Origin of the sequence: Streptomyces sp. NPDC050287 (genome assembly GCF_044459385.1) — a bacterium.
Lineage (GTDB): Bacteria > Actinomycetota > Actinomycetes > Streptomycetales > Streptomycetaceae > Streptomyces.
This window is the reverse complement of sequence record NZ_JBITIY010000002.1, coordinates 1,027,861-1,047,720: the sequence shown is the minus strand read 5'-3', so window position 1 is coordinate 1,047,720 and position 19,860 is coordinate 1,027,861. Positions and strand designations below refer to the sequence as shown.

At 69.2% G+C, this 19,860-nt stretch carries 18 protein-coding genes; all 18 read right to left on the bottom strand.

The genetic code is table 11. The features are described from left to right. Positions 1–7 precede the first annotated feature (7 nt). The gene (atpA, locus tag ACIBK3_RS10145) at positions 8–1,600 is read right to left on the bottom strand and encodes a F0F1 ATP synthase subunit alpha (protein WP_399363775.1); all 1,593 of its coding nucleotides are present in this window, start codon (positions 1,598–1,600) and stop codon (positions 8–10) included. A gap of 145 nt (positions 1,601–1,745) precedes the next feature. Next, positions 1,746–2,561 (bottom strand): F0F1 ATP synthase subunit delta, encoded by an 816-nt coding sequence (locus ACIBK3_RS10140; RefSeq protein ID WP_399363773.1) that lies wholly within the window; start codon positions 2,559–2,561, stop codon positions 1,746–1,748. Further along, a complete protein-coding gene (locus ACIBK3_RS10135; protein ID WP_399363771.1) occupies positions 2,558–3,103 on the bottom strand; it encodes a F0F1 ATP synthase subunit B in 546 nt (181 codons plus the stop codon). The genes ACIBK3_RS10140 and ACIBK3_RS10135 overlap by 4 nt, the downstream gene beginning before the upstream one ends. A gap of 43 nt (positions 3,104–3,146) precedes the next feature. After that, positions 3,147–3,377: an ATP synthase F0 subunit C gene (gene atpE, locus ACIBK3_RS10130; protein WP_030672351.1), complete on the bottom strand. Its 231-nt coding sequence runs from the start codon at positions 3,375–3,377 to the stop codon at positions 3,147–3,149. Positions 3,378–3,450: 73 nt separating this feature from the next. After that, a complete protein-coding gene (atpB, locus tag ACIBK3_RS10125; protein WP_399363769.1) occupies positions 3,451–4,272 on the bottom strand; it encodes a F0F1 ATP synthase subunit A in 822 nt (273 codons plus the stop codon). Positions 4,273–4,497: 225 nt separating this feature from the next. Continuing rightward, positions 4,498–4,911: a hypothetical protein gene (locus tag ACIBK3_RS10120; RefSeq protein WP_399363767.1), complete on the bottom strand. Its 414-nt coding sequence runs from the start codon at positions 4,909–4,911 to the stop codon at positions 4,498–4,500. 300 nt (positions 4,912–5,211) lie between these two features. Next, positions 5,212–6,570: an MraY family glycosyltransferase gene (locus ACIBK3_RS10115; RefSeq protein WP_399363765.1), complete on the bottom strand. Its 1,359-nt coding sequence runs from the start codon at positions 6,568–6,570 to the stop codon at positions 5,212–5,214. 181 nt (positions 6,571–6,751) lie between these two features. Continuing rightward, a complete protein-coding gene (glyA, locus tag ACIBK3_RS10110; protein WP_399363763.1) occupies positions 6,752–8,008 on the bottom strand; it encodes a serine hydroxymethyltransferase in 1,257 nt (418 codons plus the stop codon). Positions 8,009–8,131: 123 nt separating this feature from the next. Beyond that, positions 8,132–8,803 (bottom strand): protein-tyrosine-phosphatase, encoded by a 672-nt coding sequence (locus ACIBK3_RS10105; protein ID WP_399363761.1) that lies wholly within the window; start codon positions 8,801–8,803, stop codon positions 8,132–8,134. Continuing rightward, a complete protein-coding gene (locus ACIBK3_RS10100) occupies positions 8,800–9,447 on the bottom strand; it encodes an L-threonylcarbamoyladenylate synthase (RefSeq protein ID WP_030929107.1) in 648 nt (215 codons plus the stop codon). Before ACIBK3_RS10100 ends, ACIBK3_RS10105 begins: the two co-directional genes overlap by 4 nt. 88 nt (positions 9,448–9,535) lie before the next feature. Next, positions 9,536–10,375, bottom strand: coding sequence for a peptide chain release factor N(5)-glutamine methyltransferase (gene prmC / locus ACIBK3_RS10095; RefSeq protein WP_399364004.1), 840 nt, complete (start codon positions 10,373–10,375; stop codon positions 9,536–9,538). A gap of 81 nt (positions 10,376–10,456) precedes the next feature. After that, complete coding sequence (gene prfA, locus ACIBK3_RS10090; protein WP_399363759.1) at positions 10,457–11,533, bottom strand: peptide chain release factor 1; 1,077 nt, start codon at positions 11,531–11,533, stop codon at positions 10,457–10,459. 103 nt (positions 11,534–11,636) lie between these two features. Further along, complete coding sequence (rpmE, locus tag ACIBK3_RS10085; protein ID WP_037721438.1) at positions 11,637–11,855, bottom strand: 50S ribosomal protein L31; 219 nt, start codon at positions 11,853–11,855, stop codon at positions 11,637–11,639. A gap of 136 nt (positions 11,856–11,991) precedes the next feature. Next, entirely contained in the window at positions 11,992–13,125 is a 1,134-nt protein-coding gene (locus ACIBK3_RS10080) for an LCP family protein (protein WP_399363757.1), read from the bottom strand. Between the two features lie 419 nt (positions 13,126–13,544). Continuing rightward, complete coding sequence (rho, locus tag ACIBK3_RS10075; RefSeq protein WP_399363755.1) at positions 13,545–15,617, bottom strand: transcription termination factor Rho; 2,073 nt, start codon at positions 15,615–15,617, stop codon at positions 13,545–13,547. 426 nt (positions 15,618–16,043) lie between these two features. Further along, a complete protein-coding gene (gene thrB / locus ACIBK3_RS10070) occupies positions 16,044–16,976 on the bottom strand; it encodes a homoserine kinase (protein WP_399363753.1) in 933 nt (310 codons plus the stop codon). Between the two features lie 333 nt (positions 16,977–17,309). Beyond that, entirely contained in the window at positions 17,310–18,368 is a 1,059-nt protein-coding gene (gene thrC, locus ACIBK3_RS10065; RefSeq protein ID WP_399363751.1) for a threonine synthase, read from the bottom strand. A 6-nt stretch (positions 18,369–18,374) separates the two neighbouring features. After that, positions 18,375–19,667, bottom strand: a complete 1,293-nt coding sequence (locus ACIBK3_RS10060) for a homoserine dehydrogenase (RefSeq protein ID WP_399363749.1) — start codon at positions 19,665–19,667, stop codon at positions 18,375–18,377. Positions 19,668–19,860: the final 193 nt, after the last annotated feature.

Below are 19,860 nucleotides of genomic sequence, written 5' to 3'. Positions count from 1 at the left end.
TCCGTCGTCACTTGCCCGCAGCGGCAGGGGTGTCCTCGCCGAGCAGCTTGCCGTCCGACGTCTCGAACTGCTTCTTGAAGTCCGCGATCGCGTCGCCGATGGCCTGCACGGTGTCGTCCGACATCTTGCCGCCCTCCTTGATGGAGGTCATGAGGCCCTGCTCCTTGCGGTGCAGGTACTCCAGCAGCTCCTTCTCGAAGCGGCGGATGTCGTTGACGGGCACCTCGTCCATCTTGCCGGTGGTGCCGGCCCAGATGGAGACGACCTGGTCCTCGGTGGCCATCGGCTGGTACTGCGCCTGCTTCAGCAGTTCGACCATGCGCTGACCGCGTTCCAGCTGCGCCTTCGACGCGGCGTCCAGGTCGGAACCGAAGGCGGCGAACGCCTCAAGCTCACGGAACTGGGCGAGGTCCACGCGGAGCCGGCCCGACACCTGGCGCATCGCCCTGTGCTGCGCGGAACCACCGACTCGGGAGACGGAGATACCGACGTTCAGCGCGGGACGCTGACCGGCGTTGAACAGGTCGGACTCGAGGAAGCACTGGCCGTCGGTGATGGAGATGACGTTGGTCGGGATGAACGCCGAGACGTCGTTGGCCTTGGTCTCGACGATCGGCAGACCGGTCATCGAACCGGCGCCCATGTCGTCGGAGAGCTTCGCGCAGCGCTCCAGCAGACGGGAGTGCAAGTAGAAGACGTCACCCGGGTAGGCCTCACGGCCCGGCGGGCGGCGCAGCAGCAGGGACACGGCACGGTAGGCGTCGGCCTGCTTCGACAGGTCGTCGAAGATGATGAGGACGTGCTTGCCCTCGTACATCCACTGCTGACCGATGGCCGAACCGGTGTACGGCGCCAGGTACTTGAAGCCGGCCGGGTCGGACGCCGGGGCGGCGACGATGGTCGTGTACTCCAGCGCGCCGTTCTCCTCCAGCGCGCCGCGGACCGACGCGATCGTCGAGCCCTTCTGGCCGATGGCGACGTAGATGCAGCGGACCTGCTTGTTCGGGTCGCCGGTGCGCCAGTTGTCGCGCTGGTTGATGATCGTGTCGACGGCCAGGGCGGTCTTGCCGGTCTGGCGGTCACCGATGATCAGCTGACGCTGACCGCGGCCGATCGGGGTCATCGCGTCGACGGCCTTGTAGCCGGTCTCCATCGGCTCGTGCACCGACTTGCGCTGCATGACCGTGGGAGCCTGCAGCTCAAGGGCGCGACGACCGCTGGTCTCGATCTCGCCGAGACCGTCGATCGGGTTGCCGAGCGGGTCGACGACGCGGCCGAGGTAGCCCTCGCCGACCGCCACGGAGAGGACCTCGCCGGTACGGGTGACCGGCTGCCCCTCCTCGATACCGCTGAACTCGCCGAGTACGACGGCACCGATCTCGCGCTCTTCCAGGTTCAGCGCGAGACCGAGGGAGCCGTCCTCGAACTTCAGCAGTTCGTTCGCCATGGCCGAGGGCAGACCCTCGATCTTGGCGATACCGTCGCCGGCGACGGTGACCGTACCGACCTCCTCGCGCGAGGCCGCGTCCGGCTTGTACGACTGGACGAAGGTCTCCAGCGCGTCCCGGATCTCCTCCGGCCGGATCGTGAGCTCCGCCATCTGGGTTCCCTGCTCTCCTTGTTGGGCCCGAAGTTTCACTTTGGGGGGATGGGGACTCCCCCCGTAACGAGGTGAATCCTCTGCACGACCCAACCGGGCCGTAGGTACACGTACTGCTTGCTGCTTACTGCTTATGAAGTTGCTGTCAGCTCGCCAGGCGGCGGCCGGCGTCCTCGATGCGGTCCGCGAGGGAGCCGTTGATCACCTCGTCACCGACCTGCACCCGGATCCCGCCGAGGACCGCGGGGTCCACGTCGAGGTTGAGGTGCATGGTGCGGCCGTAGAGCTTCGCGAGGGCGGCACCCAGGCGCTGCTTCTGCGGGTCGCTCAGCGGAACCGCCGAGGTGACGACGGCCACCATGCGGTTCCTGCGGTCGGCGGCGAGCTTGGTCAGGGACTCCAGTCCCGCTTCCAGGCTACGTCCCCGGGGCGCGGCGACAAGGCGCGTCACCAGACGCTCGGTCGTCGCGGCCGCCCGGCCGCCGAGCAGGCTGCGCAGCAGCTCGCCCTTGGCCGAGGCGTTGGCCTTGCGGTCGGTCAGCGCGGCGCGCAGCTCGGTGTTCGAGGCGACGATCCGGCCGAACCGGAACAGCTCGTCCTCGACGCTGTCGAGCGTGCCCGCCTGCTGGGCGGCGGTCAGGTCGGCGAGGCTCGCCAGCTCCTCCAGCGCGTCCACCAGGTCGCGCGACCGCGACCAGCGAGAACGCACCAGGCCGGAGACCAGGTCGACGGTGTGACCGCCGACCTGACTGCCAAGCAGGCGCTGCACCAGCTCGGCCTTGGCCTCACCGGCCTGCGACGGGTCGGTGAGGACCCGACGCAGCGACACCTCGCGGTCGAGCAGCGCGGTGACGGAGGCCAGCTCGTCGGCGAGCTGTGCCGCGTCCACGGACGTGGAGTCCGTCAGCGCGTCAAGACGCTCGCGTCCGGCTGCCAGGGCATCGCGGCTCGCTCCGTTCATCGCGCGGCCTCGGCCTTCTCCTCGAGCTCGTCGAGGAAGCGGTCGATGACGCGGCTCTGCCGGGCGTGGTCCTCGAGGGACTCGCCGACGAGCTTGCCGGCCAGGTCGGTGGCGAGCTTGCCGACGTCCTGGCGCAGCGCGGACGAGGCGGCCTTGCGGTCGGCCTCGATCTGGGCGTGACCGGCGGCGACGATCTCCTCGCGCTGCCGCTGGCCTTCCGCGCGCATCTCGGCGATGAGCGTGGCGCCCTGCTCCTGCGCCTCCTGGCGCAGCCGCGCGGCCTCGTGGCGGGCCTCGGCGAGCTGAGCCTTGTACTGCTCAAGCACGCTCTGGGCCTCGGTCTGCGCGGCCTCGGCCTTCTCGATACCGCCCTCGATGGCCTCGCGGCGCTCTTCCAGAACCTTGTTGATGTTCGGGAGGAGCTTCTTGGCGAGGAAGCCGAAGACGATGACGAAGGCGATGAGGCCGATGACAAGCTCGGGAATCGGCGGGACGAGGGGATTCTCCATCTCCTCGGCCGCCACGATGAGCAGCTGGCTCATATCGTTGCCTTTCGTCTAGTCGGCTGGTCGTGGATCCGTCAGATCACTTGCCGTAGACGAACGGCATGACCAGACCGATCAGGGCCAGCGCCTCACAGAACGCGAAGCCCAGGATCTGGTTGGCGCGGATCAGGCCGGCGGCCTCGGGCTGACGGGCCAGGGCCTGGGTGCCGTTACCGAAGATGATGCCGACGCCGACGCCGGGACCGATGGCAGCGAGGCCGTAACCGACGGAGCCGAGCGAGCCGGAAACAGCGGCAAGGGTCTGGGACATGCCAGTTCTTCCTTTTCTTTACGGACCGGTGGGGGTTGGCCACCGGACGACCAGGGGTTTTGGTGCGGGGCGGTCAGTGGTGCTCTGCGAGCGCGCCCTGGATGTACGTGCACGTGAGGAGCACGAAGACGTACGCCTGCAGTGCCTGGATGAAGAGCTCGAAGGCCGTCATGACGATCGTCATGATGAAGCTGACACCCGCGTAGGCGATGCCGATGCCGTTCAGCAGGTACCAGCTGGCGATCGTGAACAGCAGCAGCAGGGTGTGGCCGGCGAACATGTTCGCGAAGAGTCGCACGGCATGTGTGAAGGGCCGTACCAGCAGGTTCGAGAAGAACTCGATGAGCATGGCCAGCGGCAGCACCGCGCCCAGCGACTTGTCGTAGCCCGTCACGTTCTTGAAGAAGCCGACGAAGCCGTGCCGCTTGAAGGTCAGCGAGACCCACAGGATGTAGACGATGGCCGCCAGCGCCGCCGGGTAGGCGATGATCGACGTCACGGGGAACTGGGCGAGGGGGACGACCGCCCAGAGATTCATCATCCAGATGAAGAAGAACAGCGAGACGACCAGCGGGACGTACTTCTCGCCCTCCTTCTTTCCGATGGTCTCGTACACAACTCCGCGGCGGATGAAGTCGTAGCCCGCCTCGGCCACCATCTGGAGCTTGCCAGGGACGACTTGCGGCCTGCGGAACGCAGCCCAGAAGAAGCCGACGATGACGAGCGAGCCGAGCAGCGCCAGCAGCATCGTCTTGTTGAAATAGACGCTGCTGTCCGCGTCGCCCACGAGGGGCTCGAACAGGAACGAGTGCAGGCCGGGTGCCGGGAAGCCACAACCGTCGAAGATGTGGCAATCGGTCTCGAAGGCGAGCACCTGCGTCGGGTCAGCACTCACCGCGGGCTCCTTCAGCGTGACGCATGGGTACGGCAACCTCGTTGTGTCGGCGCGGCGCACGGCCGCGGTTCGGCACGGGACTGGTGGTTCGGATGTGAGGGCGGCTCTTGGGCATCTCGCCTCGCGATTGAGCAGGCGTCAGCTCGGATGCCCGCGCCCGCGATGCCGCAGTTGGCACCGGACGATAGCAGGAGATCTCTGACGTCTTTATCCCGGCCCTACCCCTCACGACGAGTGCCCCGTTTTTTCGGGTTCGACGTAGAGGATCTTGGACTTCATGTGCGCACGGGTCTGCGCGGCGATCCACGCGAGGGTGCCGGCGACCAGCGTGAACGCGAAGGCCCTGGGGTGGAAGAGCGTGGTGTTCTTGAACGCGGCGAGGAAGACGAACAGCAGCAGGATCTGCGCCGCGTACAGCATCAGGCCCATCGCCTGAAAGAGGTGCGGAAGCGATTTGGCAGTGCGCTGGAGAATGTAGAGACCGAGACCCATGAAGAGGATCACGATCAGGGTCGCGACAGCTGACCCGATCGCCCCCTTGCCGCCGACCACCACACCGCTGACGACGGCGGCAATCGCGCCGACGGCAACCGTGGGCACGGCAGCCTGGGCCAGGATCCGGACGTCGTTGGACGGCATGGCGGCAACTCCGCTTTCGCAGGGGGCAGGGGTGTCGTCATGGACGAGCGTAGTCCCGGGTCGAGTGTGAGCCTCACGCCGAGGGGCCGTCGCACCACGGCCCTCCGGCTCTACCCCGGGTTCTCGTGAACCGTATCACAAACTATTTGATGTGGTCTTTACCAAGTGGGTGTGCTCGCTGTCACACATGAGAGTGACCGTGCGCGTCTGTGCAGGAACTGGGGTGACTTGTCTGGTATTGGGGAGCTTTGCTTCCCCACGACTTGGCAATGCTCTCGTCAGATTCTTACCTTGCGACGGTCAGCGCGAGGTCTCGGCCTTGCGTCCGTCCAGGAGCCGAGAGCGGGTGCCGAGGGCGGTCGCCCCGTTGACACCCGCCACTCCGGCGGCGACCGGCGTGCGGCCCTCGGCCGGGGCGTCGGCACGGGGATTGAGCGCGCTGCCGGCCGCGGGCCCCTCGACCGGCTCCCCGGCCGGCCCTTCAGCGGGCCGGCGACGCCGGTAGCGCGGCGGCACGAAGCCCTCGGCCCAGCGCGGGGTTCGGGGCTGGAAGCGGGGCAGGAGCAGCAGCACCAGACCGATGCCGCTCATCGCGACCACCGCGAACACGATCCACTGGGACGCCGAGTGCACGGAGTACAGCACCGTGCCGAACGAGATCAGGGCCGACCAGAAGTACATGATCAGCACCGCGCGGCTGTGCGAGTGGCCGATCTCCAGCAGCCGGTGGTGCAGATGCCCGCGGTCGGCGGCGAACGGCGACTGTCCCTTCCAGGTACGGCGCACGATCGCCAGGATCAGGTCGGCCAGCGGGATCGCGATGATGGTCAGCGGCAGGATGATCGGCATGTAGACCGGCACCATCGTGTGAACCGCGCTGCGCAGGGAACCCGCGCTGAACGCGATGCGGTCCGGGTCCACCTGACCGGTGATCGAGACCGCGCCGGCGGCCAGCACCAGCCCGATGAGCATGGAGCCGGTGTCCCCCATGAAGATGCGGGCGGGATGCATGTTGTGCGGGAGGAACCCCAGGCACATGCCGATGAGCAGGGCCGAGAACAGCGTGGCGGGAGCGGCGGCCTCGATGCCGTAGCCGTACCAGAGCCGGTAGGCGTACAGGAAGAACGCCCCCGACGCGATGCACACCATGCCGGCCGCCAGACCGTCGAGCCCGTCGACGAAGTTGACCGCGTTGATGGTGATGACGATGAGCGCGACCGTGAGGAGGTTGCCCTGCCACGGGGTGATCGACACGGAGCCGACGCCCGGCACCGGCAGCCAGAGGATGGTCAGTCCCTGCATCACCATCACACCGGCCGCGATCATCTGCCCGCCGAGCTTGATGAGCGCGTCCACCCCGAACTTGTCGTCGAGCACGCCCAGCAGCCAGATCAGGGCGGCCCCGCTGAGCAGGGCCCGCGGTTCGTTGGAGTTGTCGAAGACCGCGCTGAGGTTGCTGAGGTGGTCGGCGACCAGGAGGCCCGCGCACAGGCCGAAGAACATCGCGATCCCGCCGAGCCGCGGTGTGGGCTCCCGGTGCACGTCACGGGCCCGCACCTGTGGCACCGCTCCGGCCACGATCGCGAACTTCCGTACCGGCCCTGTCAGCAGATACGTCACCGCGGCCGTGATGCAGAGCGTCAGCAGGTATTCACGCACGGGCTGCTCCCTGGCGTTCCGGAGTCGATCAGAGCCAGTAGCTTAGACGGTAGCGCGCTCCGCCCCTTCCCGTAGTTCAAGCCTCACAGGAACCCCGCAGGCCTCACTGGCACGGTTTCGCAGGCGTCTCCTGAGCCCCTTCATATGCAAGGGACCCTTCCCTTCGACAGACGCCTCCGATTCAGGAGACGGTTCCCGTCCAGGGGTACGGCGGGAATCTGCGCGCGAGTTCCCGGACCTCGTCGAGAATCCCGGGCTCCCGGCGCAGTGCCGCCGCGAACAGCACCGCGATCCGGGCCATCTCCGCCTCTCCCATGCCCTGCGTGGTCACCGCGGCCGTGCCCAGGCGCAGGCCGCGGACGTCGGCGTGGGGCAGCGCACAGCAGTCCAGCACCATCCCGGCGGCCGCGAGCAGCCCCCTCGCCGTGCGCCCGTCGACGCCGAGCGGCGCCGGGTCGGCCGTGACCAGGTGGGTGTCGGTCCCGCCCGTGGTGACGACGAACCCTTCGGCGGCCAGTCCGGCCGCGAGCACCCGTGCGTTGGCGACGACCTGGTGGGCGTACGCCGAGAAGGCCGGCGTCGCCGCCTCGCCGAACGCGACGGCCTTGGCGGCGATGGTGTGCATCTGGGCGCCGCCCTGTGTGAAGGGGAAGACGGCCCGGTCCACCCGCTCCGCCAGGTCCGAGCCGCACAGGATCATGCCGCCTCGCGGTCCGCGCAGCACCTTGTGGGTGGTGGCGCACACGATGTCGGCGTACGGCACCGGGTTGGGCGCCGCTCCCCCGGCGACCAGCCCGATGGGGTGCGCGGCGTCGGCGATGAGATAGGCGCCCACTTCGTCGGCGACCTCGCGGAAGAAGCCGTAGTCGAGGTGGCGGGGGTAGGCGATGGACCCGCAGACGATGGCCTTGGGGCGGTGCGTACGGGCGAGGGTGCGCACCTGGTCGCGGTCGATGAGCCCGGTCTCCGCGTCCACGCCGTAGCCGACGAAGTCGAACCAGCGGCCGGAGAAGTTGGCGGGTGAGCCGTGCGTGAGGTGGCCGCCGTAGGGCAGGCCGAGGGCGAGGACGGTGTCGCCGGGCCGCAGCAGCGCGGCGTACGCGGCGAGGACGGCCGACGACCCGGAGTGGGACTGCACATTGGCGTGGTCGGCCCCGAACAGCGCCTTCGCCCGCTCCACGGCGATCCGCTCGGCCACGTCCACGATCTCGCAGCCGCCGTGGTGCCGGGCGCCCGGGTAGCCCTCGGCGTACTTGTTGGCGAGGGGCGAGCCGAGGGCGGCGAGCACGGCCGGCGAGGTGAAGTTCTCGGCCGCGACGAGTTGCAGCGTCGTCGCCTGCCGGTCGGCTTCCCCGAGCAGGATGTCGGCCAGCTCGGGGTCCTGCCGCCGCAGGACGTCGGCGCTCACAGCGCTCTCAGGGGCATGGGTGACCGACATGGTGGACTCCGGGGCGTCGACGGTGACGTACGTCCAATGTAGGGCCGAGGCGTCAGATGCGCCCGATGTCGACGGCCACCTCTGTGGACGGACGTTCCACACAGCCGGCGGCACCGGGTGCCGTCACGTCCGCGCGGGCACCCCCGTCAGCGCCGTCACCACCGGATCCAGCGCCTGGTTTATCTCGTCGCCGATCGAGCGGAAGAACGTCAGGGGGGCGCCGTACGGGTCGTAGACCTCGTCCGCCTCGGCCGTGGGGGCCAGGAGCCACCCGCGTAGCGCGGCTGCCGCGCGGACCAGGGCCCGGGCGCGGGCGACCATGCCGTCCTCCAGGGGCGGGAGGGTCGCCGGGTCTATCGCCTTCACCAGGCGGGTGAACTCCTTCAGCGTGAACGTGCGCAGGCCCGCCGAGTGGCCCATGGAGATGACCTGGGCGCGGTGGTCGCGGGTCGCCGTCAGGACCAGGTCGGCCATGATGACGTGCTCGTCGAGCAGTTCCCGGCCGGTGAAACCGGAGGCGTCCGCGCCGAAGTCGGCCAGCACGGTCTCCGCGTTGGCCTCCATGGGCGCGCCCTCATGGCCCCAGGTGCCCGCGCTCTCCACGATCAGCCCGCCCCACAGCGGGTCGCCGAGCCGGTCCGCCAGGGCATGGCGGGTCAGCCGCTCGGTGATCGGCGAGCGGCACACGTTGCCGGTGCTGACGTGGAGGATGCGGAAGCTGTCGCGCGGGAGACCTGTGAAGGTCCGCGTCTCTTCACCGTTCCATATGCCACGCCCCGCGTCAGGGGCCGTCAATTCGCCACCTCGAGGTCGGGTACGACCTTCCTGAGCTCGTCCGCGGACAGCGCGCCCGCGCGCAGCAGCAGGGGCACCTCGCGGGTGACGTCGACGATCGAGGACGGCACGTTGCCCGGGGTCGGACCGCCGTCGAGGTACACGGAGACCGAGTCGCCGAGCATCTCCTGGGCCGCGTCGCAGTCCTCCGGCGCGGGGTGGCCCGTCAGGTTGGCGGAGGAGACCGCCATGGGGCCGACCTCGGTCAGCAGCTCGATGGCGACGGGGTGGAGGGGCATGCGGACGGCGACGGTGCCGCGGGTGTCGCCCAGGTCCCACTGGAGAGACGGCTGGTGCTTGGCGACCAGCGTGAGCGCGCCCGGCCAGAACGCGTCGACGAGTTCCCAGGCCAGCTCGGAGAAGTCGGTGACGAGGCCGTGCAGGGTGTTCGGGGAGCCGATGAGGACGGGGGTGGGCATGTTGCGGCCCCGGCCCTTGGCCTCCAGCAGGTCGTGCACCGCTTCGGAGGAGAACGCGTCGGCGCCGATGCCGTAGACCGTGTCGGTGGGCAGTACCACGAGCTCGCCCCGGCGGACGGCGGACGCGGCCTCGCGCAGACCGGTCGTGCGGTCGGTCGCGTCGTTGGTGTCGTATCGCCGTGCCATGTCTAGCGGGCCTCCTCGTACACGAAGTACACGTAGTACACGAACTGCTGCGGATCGGGAGTCTGCGTATCGAGAGTCTGCGGGCTGCTCACGGCATCGCCTTGCGGGCCGTGGCGAAGCGGGGGCGGTTGTTGAGGTCGGGGTGGTCGGCGGCGTCGGCCCAGCCCCGTTCCTCGGTGAAGATCCACGGCACCTGGCCGCCCTGGGTGTCGGCGTGCTCAATGACGACGACGCCGCCGGGCCGCAGCAGCCGGTGTGCCGTGCGTTCGATGCCGCGGATGAGGTCGAGGCCGTCCTCGCCGGAGAACAGGGAGAGTTCGGGATCGTAGTCCCGCGCTTCGGGAGCGACGTACTCCCATTCGGTGAGCGGGATGTACGGCGGGTTGGAGATCACCAGGTCGACGTGGCCGTCGAGGTCGGGGAAGGCGTCCAGGGCGTTGCCCTGCCGCAGGTCCACCCTGGATCCCTCCATGTTCTTGCGGGTCCACCTGAGGGCGTCCTCGGACAGCTCCACGGCGTGCACACGGGAGCGCGGGACCTCCTGGGCGAGGGCGAGCGCGATGGCGCCGGAGCCGGTGCACAGGTCGACGATGCACGGCTCGACGACGTCCATCGCGCGCACGGCGTCTATGGCCCACCCGACGACCGACTCGGTCTCGGGACGGGGCACGAACACCCCGGGCCCGACCTGGAGTTCCAGGTAGCGGAAGAAGGCCCGCCCGGTGATGTGCTGCAGCGGCTCGCGCTGTTCGCGCCGGGCGATGACCTCCCAGTAGCGGGCGTCGAAGTCCGAGTCCTTCACGGTGTGCAGCTCGCCCCGCTTCACGCCGTGCACGAACGCGGCGAGTTCCTCCGCGTCGTTGCGCGGCGAGGGCACGCCGGCGTCGGCCAGCCGCTGGGTGGCCTGAGCTACCTCAGCGAGCAGCAGGCTGCGGGGGCTTGGGGGTCGCCCCCCAAATGATTGCTGCACGCAAGTCCTCCGTGTCGTACTCGTGCGTGGGTACGCCTCTTACGCGGCTGCGAGCTTGGCGGCCGAGTCCGCGTCGACGCAGGCCTGGATCACCGCGTCGAGGTCGCCGTCCAGGACCTGGTCCAGGTTGTACGACTTGAAGCCGACGCGGTGGTCCGAGATGCGGTTCTCCGGGAAGTTGTACGTGCGGATCTTCTCGGAGCGGTCGACGGTGCGGACCTGGCTGCGGCGGGCGTCGGCGGCCTCCCTCTCCGCCTCCTCCTGCGCCGCTGCGAGCAGCCTGGAGCGCAGGATACGCATCGCCTGCTCCTTGTTCTGCAGCTGGCTCTTCTCGTTCTGGCAGGAGGCGACGACTCCGGTCGGAATGTGCGTGATGCGCACCGCGGAGTCGGTGGTGTTGACGGACTGTCCGCCGGGGCCGGAGGAGCGGTAGACGTCGATACGGAGGTCGTTGGGGTTGACCTCGACCTCGACCTCCTCGGCCTCGGGCGTGACGAGCACGCCGGCGGCCGAGGTGTGGATACGGCCCTGCGACTCGGTCGCCGGCACCCGCTGGACGCGGTGCACGCCGCCCTCGTACTTGAGGCGGGCCCACACGCCCTGCCCGGGCTCGGTGGCGCCCTGGCCGCCCTTGGTCTTCACGGCGACCTGGACGTCCTTGTATCCGCCCAGCTCGGACTCGGTGGCGTCGATGATCTCGGTCTTCCAGCCGACCCGCTCGGCGTACCGCAGGTACATCCGCAGCAGGTCGCCGGCGAACAGGGCCGACTCGTCGCCGCCCGCGCCCGCCTTGATCTCGAGGATGACGTCCTTGTCGTCGCTGGGGTCGCGCGGAACGAGGAGCAGCCGCAGCTTCTCCGTCAGCTCCTCGCGCTGCTTCTCCAGCTCCTTGACCTCGGCGGCGAAGTCGGGGTCGGCGGCGGCGTACTCGCGCCCGGTCTCGATGTCGTCGCCGGTCTGCTTCCAGGAGCGGTACGTGGCGACGATCGGGGTGAGCTCGGCGTACCGCTTGTTCAGCTTGCGCGCGTTGGCCTGGTCGGAGTGGACCGACGGGTCGGCGAGCTTCGTCTCCAGATCGGCGTGCTCGGCGACGAGTTCCTCGACGGCCTCGAACATCTTGGGGCTCCTGATACTGCGGATGAAGGGGAAGGCGGGCGACCAAAAACGCCGGTCCCGGCGCACTCCGAGGAGTGCGGCGTGGACCGGCGCTGGTGGCTCGCTACTTCTTGGCAGCAGCCTTGCCGAAGCGGGCCTCGAAGCGGGCCACACGGCCACCGGTGTCGAGGATCTTCTGCTTGCCCGTGTAGAACGGGTGGCACTCGGAGCAGACCTCGGCACGGATGGTGCCGCTCTGGATCGTGCTACGGGTGGTGAACGACGCGCCACAGGTGCAGCTGACCTGCGTCTCGACGTACTCGGGGTGGATGTCGCGCTTCAAGGTGTCTCCTAGTTTCGGGAGGGCGCCGGGTCGCAGCCGCGGGATGCGGAAGCGTGAACCGGAGCCGACGTACCAGTCTGCCAGGACTGGCGCCATCCCCCCAAACCGGGGGCCGCTGTGATCTATTCCCGCGGGCTCAGGACGAGCTCACGACGCCGTCGGCGTCGCCGGTGGCGTTGCCCTCGGTGGCCGACTTCGGGATCGCCCGGTCGTTCTTCAGGGCCGTCCACACCTGCTTGGCCTTGGCCTTCTCGACGATCACGCGGTTGCGGTTCGCCGGGTCGTACTGGACCGGCATCGTGACCATCTTCATGTTCGAGGAACTGATGCCCTTGAGGCCGTTGGCGAACGACATGAGCTTGTTGACCGAGCCGAGGTCGGAGTCGGCGGTCACCGTCTTGGTCCCGGTGTCGGCGAGGTCGTAGAGCTTCTTGGGGTTGCCGAACAGGTCGATGTGCTTGACCTGGTTGATCAGCGCCTTCATGAAGGCCTGCTGGAGCTGGATGCGGCCGAGGTCGGAGCCGTCGCCGACGCCGTGCCGGGTGCGGACCAGGCCGAGGGCCTGCTCGCCGTCGAGCTGGTGCGTGCCGGCCTTCAGGCGGAGGTGGCTGTCGGGGTCGTTGATGGCCTTGGTGGTGGTCACCCGGACCCCGCCGAGCTCGTCGATGAGCTTCTGGAAGCCGCTGAAGTCGACCTCCAGGTAGTGGTCCATACGGACCCCGCTGAGGGACTCGACGGTCTTCACCGCGCAGGCGGCACCGCCGGTGGAGTACGCGGAGTTGAACATCACGCCGGACGCCGCGTCGTGCTTGACGCCCTTGGTGTCGGTGCACTCGGGGCGGTCGATGAGGGTGTCGCGCGGGATGGAGACCACGGAGGCCGTCCGGTGGCCCTCGTAGACGTGTACGACCATCGCGGTGTCGGAGCGGGCGCTGCCGTCGTCGGTGCCCCCGCCGAGCTTCTTGTTGCTGCCGGAACGGGTGTCCGAGCCGAGGACGAGGATGTTCTCGGAGCCGTTGTCGACCTTGGTGGGCCGGTCGGTGCCGAGGGCGGAGTCGATGTCCACGCTCTTGATGTTGCCGTTGAGCTTGAAGTACAGGTATCCGGCTCCGGTGCCGCCCAGCACGACGATCCCCGCCGCGGTCCAGGCCATGACCAGGACGCCCTTGCGCTTTCTGCGGGGCTTGCGTCGGCTGCCCTTGGCGCGGTGGCGCCCGGTGCTGCCGTCCTCGCCCGGTATGCCGGACTCCGGCGTGCTCTCGGCGGACATGTGCTCCTCGAATCTCGTCCGGTCGGTTACCCCCTGCTTTCAGGGTCAGGCGCGGTCACGCGGAACCAGGTACCGCACCATGGTCGCTCCGCCTGTCAGACGGCGAAACTCGGGAAAGGGTTGCACAACGCACTGTGACCGTCCTGTGCGTCGACAGCCACATCGCGCAGCACCCTCTTCGGGACAAACCTCGCCCACCTGCGGTTTCGGCCAAGAATGCGGTACGGCGTGAAATAGCCTTCGCTGTGCCTTCTTGTGGCAAAGATCTCTCGGGCGACGGTGTCGGCGGCCAGATGCCGACGGTCGGATGCTGAAGGCCGGACGCGGCGGCCGGATCCCGACGACCATACGCCGACGACCAGCACAAAGGGCCGCCCCTACAGGGACGGCCCTCGTGTGGCACTCACGGACGACTGGTACTAGTCGCCGTTGCCCGGCGTCGGCGTCGTCTTCTGGATCTGCATCAGGAACTCGGCGTTCGACTTCGTCTGCTTCATCTTGTCGAGGAGCAGTTCGACCGCCTGCTGCTGGTCGAGGGCGTGCAGCACCCGGCGCAGCTTCCAGACGATCCCGAGCTCGTCGGGAGCGAGAAGGATCTCTTCCTTACGGGTACCGGACGCGTCGACGTCCACCGCCGGGAAGATGCGCTTGTCGGCGAGCTTCCGGTCGAGCTTGAGCTCGGCGTTGCCGGTGCCCTTGAACTCCTCGAAGATGACCTCGTCCATGCGGGACCCGGTGTCCACCAGCGCGGTGGCGAGGATGGTCAGCGAGCCGCCGTCCTCGATGTTGCGGGCCGCACCGAAGAAGCGCTTCGGCGGGTACAGGGCGGTCGAGTCGACACCACCGGACAGGATGCGGCCGGAGGCGGGCGCGGCGAGGTTGTACGCACGGCCCAGACGCGTGATCGAGTCGAGCAGGACGACGACGTCGTGGCCCAGCTCCACCAGCCGCTTGGCGCGCTCGATGGCGAGCTCGGCGACCGTGGTGTGGTCCTCGGCCGGACGGTCGAAGGTCGAGGAGATGACCTCGCCCTTGACCGACCGCTGCATGTCGGTGACCTCTTCCGGACGCTCGTCGACCAGGACGACCATCAGGTGGCACTCGGGGTTGTTGTGCGTGATCGCGTTGGCGATCGCCTGCATGATCATGGTCTTGCCGGTCTTCGGCGGGGCCACGATCAGACCGCGCTGGCCCTTACCGATCGGCGCGACGAGGTCGATGATGCGGGTGGTGAGGACGCCCGGGTCCGTCTCCAGACGGAGGCGGTCCTGCGGGTACAGCGGCGTCAGCTTGTTGAACTCCGGGCGGCCACGGCCGTGTTCGGGCGCCATGCCGTTGACGGAGTCGAGCCGCACCAGCGCGTTGAACTTCTCGCGCCGCTCGCCTTCCTTGGGCTGACGCACGGCACCGGTGATGTGGTCGCCCTTGCGCAGGCCGTTCTTGCGGACCTGGGCGAGGGAGACGTACACGTCGTTGGGACCGGGCAGGTAGCCCGACGTACGGATGAAGGCGTAGTTGTCGAGGATGTCGAGGATGCCCGCGACCGGGATCAGGACATCGTCCTCGTTGATCTGCGGCTCGGGGGTCATCTCGTCGCGGCCACGACGGCCACGGCGGTCCCGGTAACGGCCCCGACGGCCACGGCGGCCGCCCTCGAAGTCGTCGTCGTCCTGCGGGACGTTGTCGCGCTGGCGGTCCTGGCGGTCCTGCCGTCCGCCGCCCTGCTGCTGACGGTCCTGCCGGTCCGAGCGGTCCGGGCGGTCCTGACGCTGCTGGCCGCCGCCCTGGCCGCCCTGCTGCTCGTCGCCCTTGCCGCCACGGCGGTCACGGTCCCGGCCGCGCTCACGGCGGTCGCGACGACGGCCCTCGCCGTCACCGGCGTCGCCACCCTTGGCGTCGCCCTGCGGCTGCGTCTGTACGGGCGTCTCGGCCTTCGGCTCGCTCTTCGCCTCGGCGGTGACCGTCTCGGGGCTGCCCGCCTCGGCGGTGGCACGGCGACGGCGGCGCTCCGCGGGAGCGTCGTCTCCCCCGCGCTCGGCCGCGTGGGTGGGGCCGCCCGCCGGCTGGCCGGGGATCTCGATCTGCTGCTGCGCCGCGGCCTTCTCGGCGGGCGCCTCTGCCTTGACGGCTACCGCCTTCTTCTCGGCGGCGGGAGCGGCGTCGTCGCCGGTACGGGCCTTGGAGGTGGCCCGGCGCCTCGGCTTGGTCTCGGTGGCCTCGACAGCGGCGTTCGCGGCCTTCGCGGCCGGGGCGCCCCCTCCTGCCTGCGCCTCCTTGATGACCTCGATCAGCTGGCTCTTGCGCATCCGCGCGGTGCCCCTGATGCCGAGGCCGGATGCGACCTGCTGCAACTCGGCCAGCACCATGCCCTCGAGGCCGGTACCGCGGCGCCGCCGGGAGCCGGCACCGGTGGCAGGCGCGGAGGCGTCCGTGGCGGGCGCGGCAGCGGTCTCCTCGACACGTGCGCCCATCAGATCGGTGGTGTCGCTCACGAAGGGTCCTTCCCTGGAGCGGACGTCGGCCTGTCTGGCTCGGCGACCGGTTGTGCTGTCCGGCTTCGGTCCTTGCTGTGTGGACCGTGCCGGGGCGGTGGTCCGCCTAAGGCGGCGGAGGAATGTGATGACGGCGCTTCCGAAAGCCGTGGCACTGAGTGTCCGTGTCACGTGGCTTGGTCGCACCGGTTCCGGAGCGTGCCCGGCAGGTCGCTCAGTGCCCGCGTACGGCGTACTTCCCACGTACGTCGTACGAAACACAGTGCGGCTTGGGAGGCTCCCGGAAGAATGTCTGTCCCGGACGGGGACGTGAAGCACCTCGCCATGGTGGGGTCGGGTGCAGACTTGAGATTAACACTACCGGATCCAACAAACATTCCCCCCTCTCGAAATCCGGCGAGCTCCGCCGGTTTTCACATGTCACTGTCAGATGTCGCTGGTGGTCGTCGCGAGCGGCAGTACGACCGCTCCCTGGGCGTCGAGGTCCAGCCTGTTCGCGGCCCAGCCCTCACCCGCCAGACGGGCGACCTTGTCCGCGCTGTCCTCGTCGGCGAGGGCCAGCACTGTCGGTCCCGCGCCGGAGATCACTGCGGGGACTGAGTCGGCCCGCAGCCGCTCCACCAGCGCGGCGCTCTCCGGCATGGCCGGCGCCCGGTACTCCTGGTGGAGCCGGTCCTCGGTGGCGGGCAGCAGCAGCTCGGGGCGCCGGGTGAGGGCCTCCACGAGCAGAGCGGCGCGGCCCGCGTTGGTGGCGGCGTCGACGTGCGGCACGGTGCGCGGGAGCAGTCCGCGCGCGGTCTCCGTCAGGACCGGCTTACCGGGCACGAAAACCACCGGAACGATGGAATCGGCGGGCTCCATCCTGATGGCCCGGGCGGCCCCGGCCTCCATCCAGGAGAGCGTGAACCCGCCGAGCAGACAGGCGGCCACGTTGTCGGGATGCCCCTCGATCTCAGTGGCGAGTTCCAGCAGCGCGGCGTCGTCGAGGCGGGAGTCGCCGCCTATGGTCACGGCGCGAGCGGCGACGATGCCGGCGCAGATGGCGGCAGAGGAGGAGCCCAGGCCCCGGCCGTGCGGAATGCGGTTGGCGCAGACGATTTCCAGGCCGCGCGGTTGTCCGCCCAGCAGATCGAAGGCGGTGCGCAGGGACCGTACGAGAAGGTGGTTTTCGTCACGCGGGAGTGTCTCGCTCCCCTCGCCCGCGATGTCGATGTGCAGCCCGGAGTCGGCCACCCGGACGACCACGTCGTCGTAGAGCCCCAGCGACAGGCCGAGGGCGTCGAAGCCCGGGCCGAGGTTGGCGCTGGTGGCGGGGACGCGCACCCGGACGGCGGCGGCGCGGAAGGCTGGACCGGCCATCGCTCGATGACTCTCCTTGAGCTGCGTGACTGTCGAAGACATTCGATACAAATCTGAGGACCCTGGGATCCCTGTGACCCCAGGTGCCTCCGAGGACTCCGTGAGGACCGTGGGACCGCTTCCGGGCCGCGGAGACGGCGCGGCACCCGGCCGGATGCGAAGGCATATGCGGCGGGCGGGTTCGGTACAGCCTATCGAAGGAAGGTTCTGTGGCGACATAGGGCGCACAGGAGGCGCACGATGCGTGTCGTAAGCCCCTTGTGCACCCCTTCTCGGGCTTTCCTCTAGGTCTTACCCGTAGGTCTTACCCGTTCCCGGAGGCCGTCGCACGGCTCAGGCGAGGCCCAGTCGCTCGGCCGCCGTCGCCGCGTCGACCGGGACGGTCACCGGCTGCGGGGCGCCGGCCACGGCCCAGTCGGGGTCCTTGAGGCCGTTGCCGGTGACGGTGCACACGATCCGCTGGCCCGGATCGACCTTGCCCTGCTCGGCCGCCTTCAGCAGACCGGCGACGGACGCGGCGGACGCGGGCTCGACGAACACGCCCTCCTGAGCCGCCAACAGCCGGTAGGCGCGCAGGATCTCACGGTCCGTCACCTCGTCGATGAAGCCGCCCGACTCGTCCCGGGCGGCCAGCGCGTACTGCCAGGACGCGGGGTTGCCGATGCGGATCGCGGTGGCGATGGTCGACGGGTCCTTGACGATCTCGCCGCGCACGATCGGGGCGCTGCCGGACGCCTGAAAACCCCACATCCGGGGGGTCTTTCCGGCCACGCCGTCGGCGGCGTACTCCTTGTACCCCTTCCAGTACGCGGTGATGTTGCCCGCGTTGCCGACCGGGAGGACATGGACGTCGGGGGCGTCACCGAGCATGTCGACGATCTCGAACGCGGCGGTCTTCTGGCCCTCGATACGTACCGGGTTGACCGAATTGACCAGCGACACAGGGTAGTTGTCGCTCAGGGCGCGGGCGAGCGTGAGGCAGTCGTCGAAGTTGCCGTCGACCTGAAGGATCTTCGCGCCGTGCACGAGAGCCTGGCCCATCTTGCCGAGCGCGATCTTGCCCCGCGGGACGAGAACGGCCGAAACCATTCCCGCGCGCACGGCGTACGCGGCGGCGGAGGCGGACGTGTTGCCGGTGGAGGCGCAGATGACCGCCTTCGCACCCTCCTCCTTGGCCCGCGTGATGGCCATGGTCATACCGCGGTCTTTGAAGGAGCCGGTGGGGTTGGCGCCCTCCACCTTGAGGTGGACCTCGCAGCCGGTGCGCTCGGAGAGCACCTGCGCGGGCACGAGAGGCGTGCCGCCCTCACGGAGCGTCACGACCGGCGTGGTGTCGGACACGGGAAGCCGGTCCCGGTACTCCTCGATAATGCCGCGCCACTGGTGGGTCATTGCTGGTTACTCTCCTTCAACCCGCATGATGCTGGCGACACCACGCACGGTGTCGAGCTTGCGCAACGCCTCGACGGTGCCGCCGAGGGCGGCGTCGGACGCTCGGTGCGTGACGACGACGAGGGACGCCTCGCCGTCCTTCCCCTGCTGCCGAACCGTATCGATGGACACCCCGTGTTCGGCGAACACGGTGGCGACCTGGGCGAGAACACCCGGTTTGTCAGCGACGTCGAGGCTGATGTGGTAGCGCGTGACGACCTCGCCCATGCCGGACACGGGCAGCGCCGCGTACGAGGACTCGCCGGGCCCCGTGGCGCCGTTGAGCCGGTTGCGGCAGACCGCGACCAGGTCGCCGAGGACGGCGGAGGCGGTGGGGGCGCCGCCGGCGCCGGGGCCGTAGAACATGAGCTGGCCTGAGGCGTCCGACTCGACGAACACCGCGTTGTACGCGCCGCGCACGGAGGCCAGCGGATGGGTCAGCGGAATCATCGCGGGGTGCACGCGCGCGGTGACGGACGCACCGTCGGCGGCTCGCTCGCAGATGGCGAGCAGCTTGATGGTGCAGCCCATCTCCCTTGCGGAGGCGAAGTCGGCCGCCGTCACCTCGGTCATGCCCTCGCGGTAGACGTCGTCGAGGCGTACGCGCGTGTGGAAGGCGATCCCGGCGAGGATGGCGGCCTTGGCGGCGGCGTCGAAGCCCTCGACGTCGGCGGTCGGGTCGGCCTCCGCGTACCCGAGGGCGGTGGCCTCGTCGAGGGCCTCCTGGTAGCCGGCCCCCGTGCTGTCCATCTTGTCGAGGATGAAGTTGGTGGTGCCGTTGACGATCCCGAGCACCCGGTTGACCTTGTCGCCGGCCAGCGACTCGCGCAGCGGCCGGATCAGCGGGATGGCACCGGCGACGGCGGCCTCGTAGTAGAGGTCCTTGCTGTTCGCCTCCGCCGCCGCGTGCAGGTCGGCGCCGTCCTGGGCGAGCAGCGCCTTGTTGGCGGAGACGACGGAGGCGCCGTGCTCGAAGGCGGTGGTGATGAGCGTACGGGCGGGCTCGATGCCCCCGATGACCTCGACGACCACGTCGATGTCGCCGCGTTTGACGAGGGCGGTGGCGTCGGTGGTGACCAGGCTGGGGTCGATGCCGTCACGTACCTTGCCCGGCCGCCGTACGGCCACGCCCGCGAGCTCCACGGGGGCGCCGATGCGGGCGGCGAGGTCGGCGGCGTGCGTCGTCATGATGCGCGCCACCTCTGAGCCGACCACTCCACAGCCCAGCAGCGCCACCTTCAGCGGACGCGTACGCATCATCCGACCTCGTTTCCTCATACCGTCTACGGTTGGTCCAGTCTCACTCACCGGACGGGACTTTCTATCCCATGTCCGGATCGTGAGACATCTATTTCATTTGTACGGGGCCCGACGACAGGAGATCTTCCAGCTCCGGTTTTCCTGGGCTCTCTTGGGCTCTCTTGGGCTCTCTCGGGCTCTTCTGGGTTCTCCT

Coding starts and splice junctions, on each gene's coding strand:
- glyA (WP_399363763.1), bottom strand. CDS start 8,008: ATGTCGGTCACCCATGCCCCTGAGAGCGCTGTGAGCGCCGACGTCCTG.
- atpA (WP_399363775.1), bottom strand. CDS start 1,600: ATGGCGGAGCTCACGATCCGGCCGGAGGAGATCCGGGACGCGCTGGAG.
- prfA (WP_399363759.1), bottom strand. CDS start 11,533: ATGTTCGAGGCCGTCGAGGAACTCGTCGCCGAGCACGCCGATCTGGAG.
- ACIBK3_RS10120 (WP_399363767.1), bottom strand. CDS start 4,911: ATGCCGTCCAACGACGTCCGGATCCTGGCCCAGGCTGCCGTGCCCACG.
- atpE (WP_030672351.1), bottom strand. CDS start 3,377: ATGTCCCAGACCCTTGCCGCTGTTTCCGGCTCGCTCGGCTCCGTCGGT.
- thrC (WP_399363751.1), bottom strand. CDS start 18,368: ATGACCCACCAGTGGCGCGGCATTATCGAGGAGTACCGGGACCGGCTT.
- ACIBK3_RS10100 (WP_030929107.1), bottom strand. CDS start 9,447: ATGGCACGGCGATACGACACCAACGACGCGACCGACCGCACGACCGGT.
- ACIBK3_RS10080 (WP_399363757.1), bottom strand. CDS start 13,125: ATGTCCGCCGAGAGCACGCCGGAGTCCGGCATACCGGGCGAGGACGGC.
- ACIBK3_RS10135 (WP_399363771.1), bottom strand. CDS start 3,103: ATGAGCCAGCTGCTCATCGTGGCGGCCGAGGAGATGGAGAATCCCCTC.
- ACIBK3_RS10060 (WP_399363749.1), bottom strand. CDS start 19,667: ATGATGCGTACGCGTCCGCTGAAGGTGGCGCTGCTGGGCTGTGGAGTG.
- ACIBK3_RS10140 (WP_399363773.1), bottom strand. CDS start 2,561: ATGAACGGAGCGAGCCGCGATGCCCTGGCAGCCGGACGCGAGCGTCTT.
- thrB (WP_399363753.1), bottom strand. CDS start 16,976: ATGGCCGGTCCAGCCTTCCGCGCCGCCGCCGTCCGGGTGCGCGTCCCC.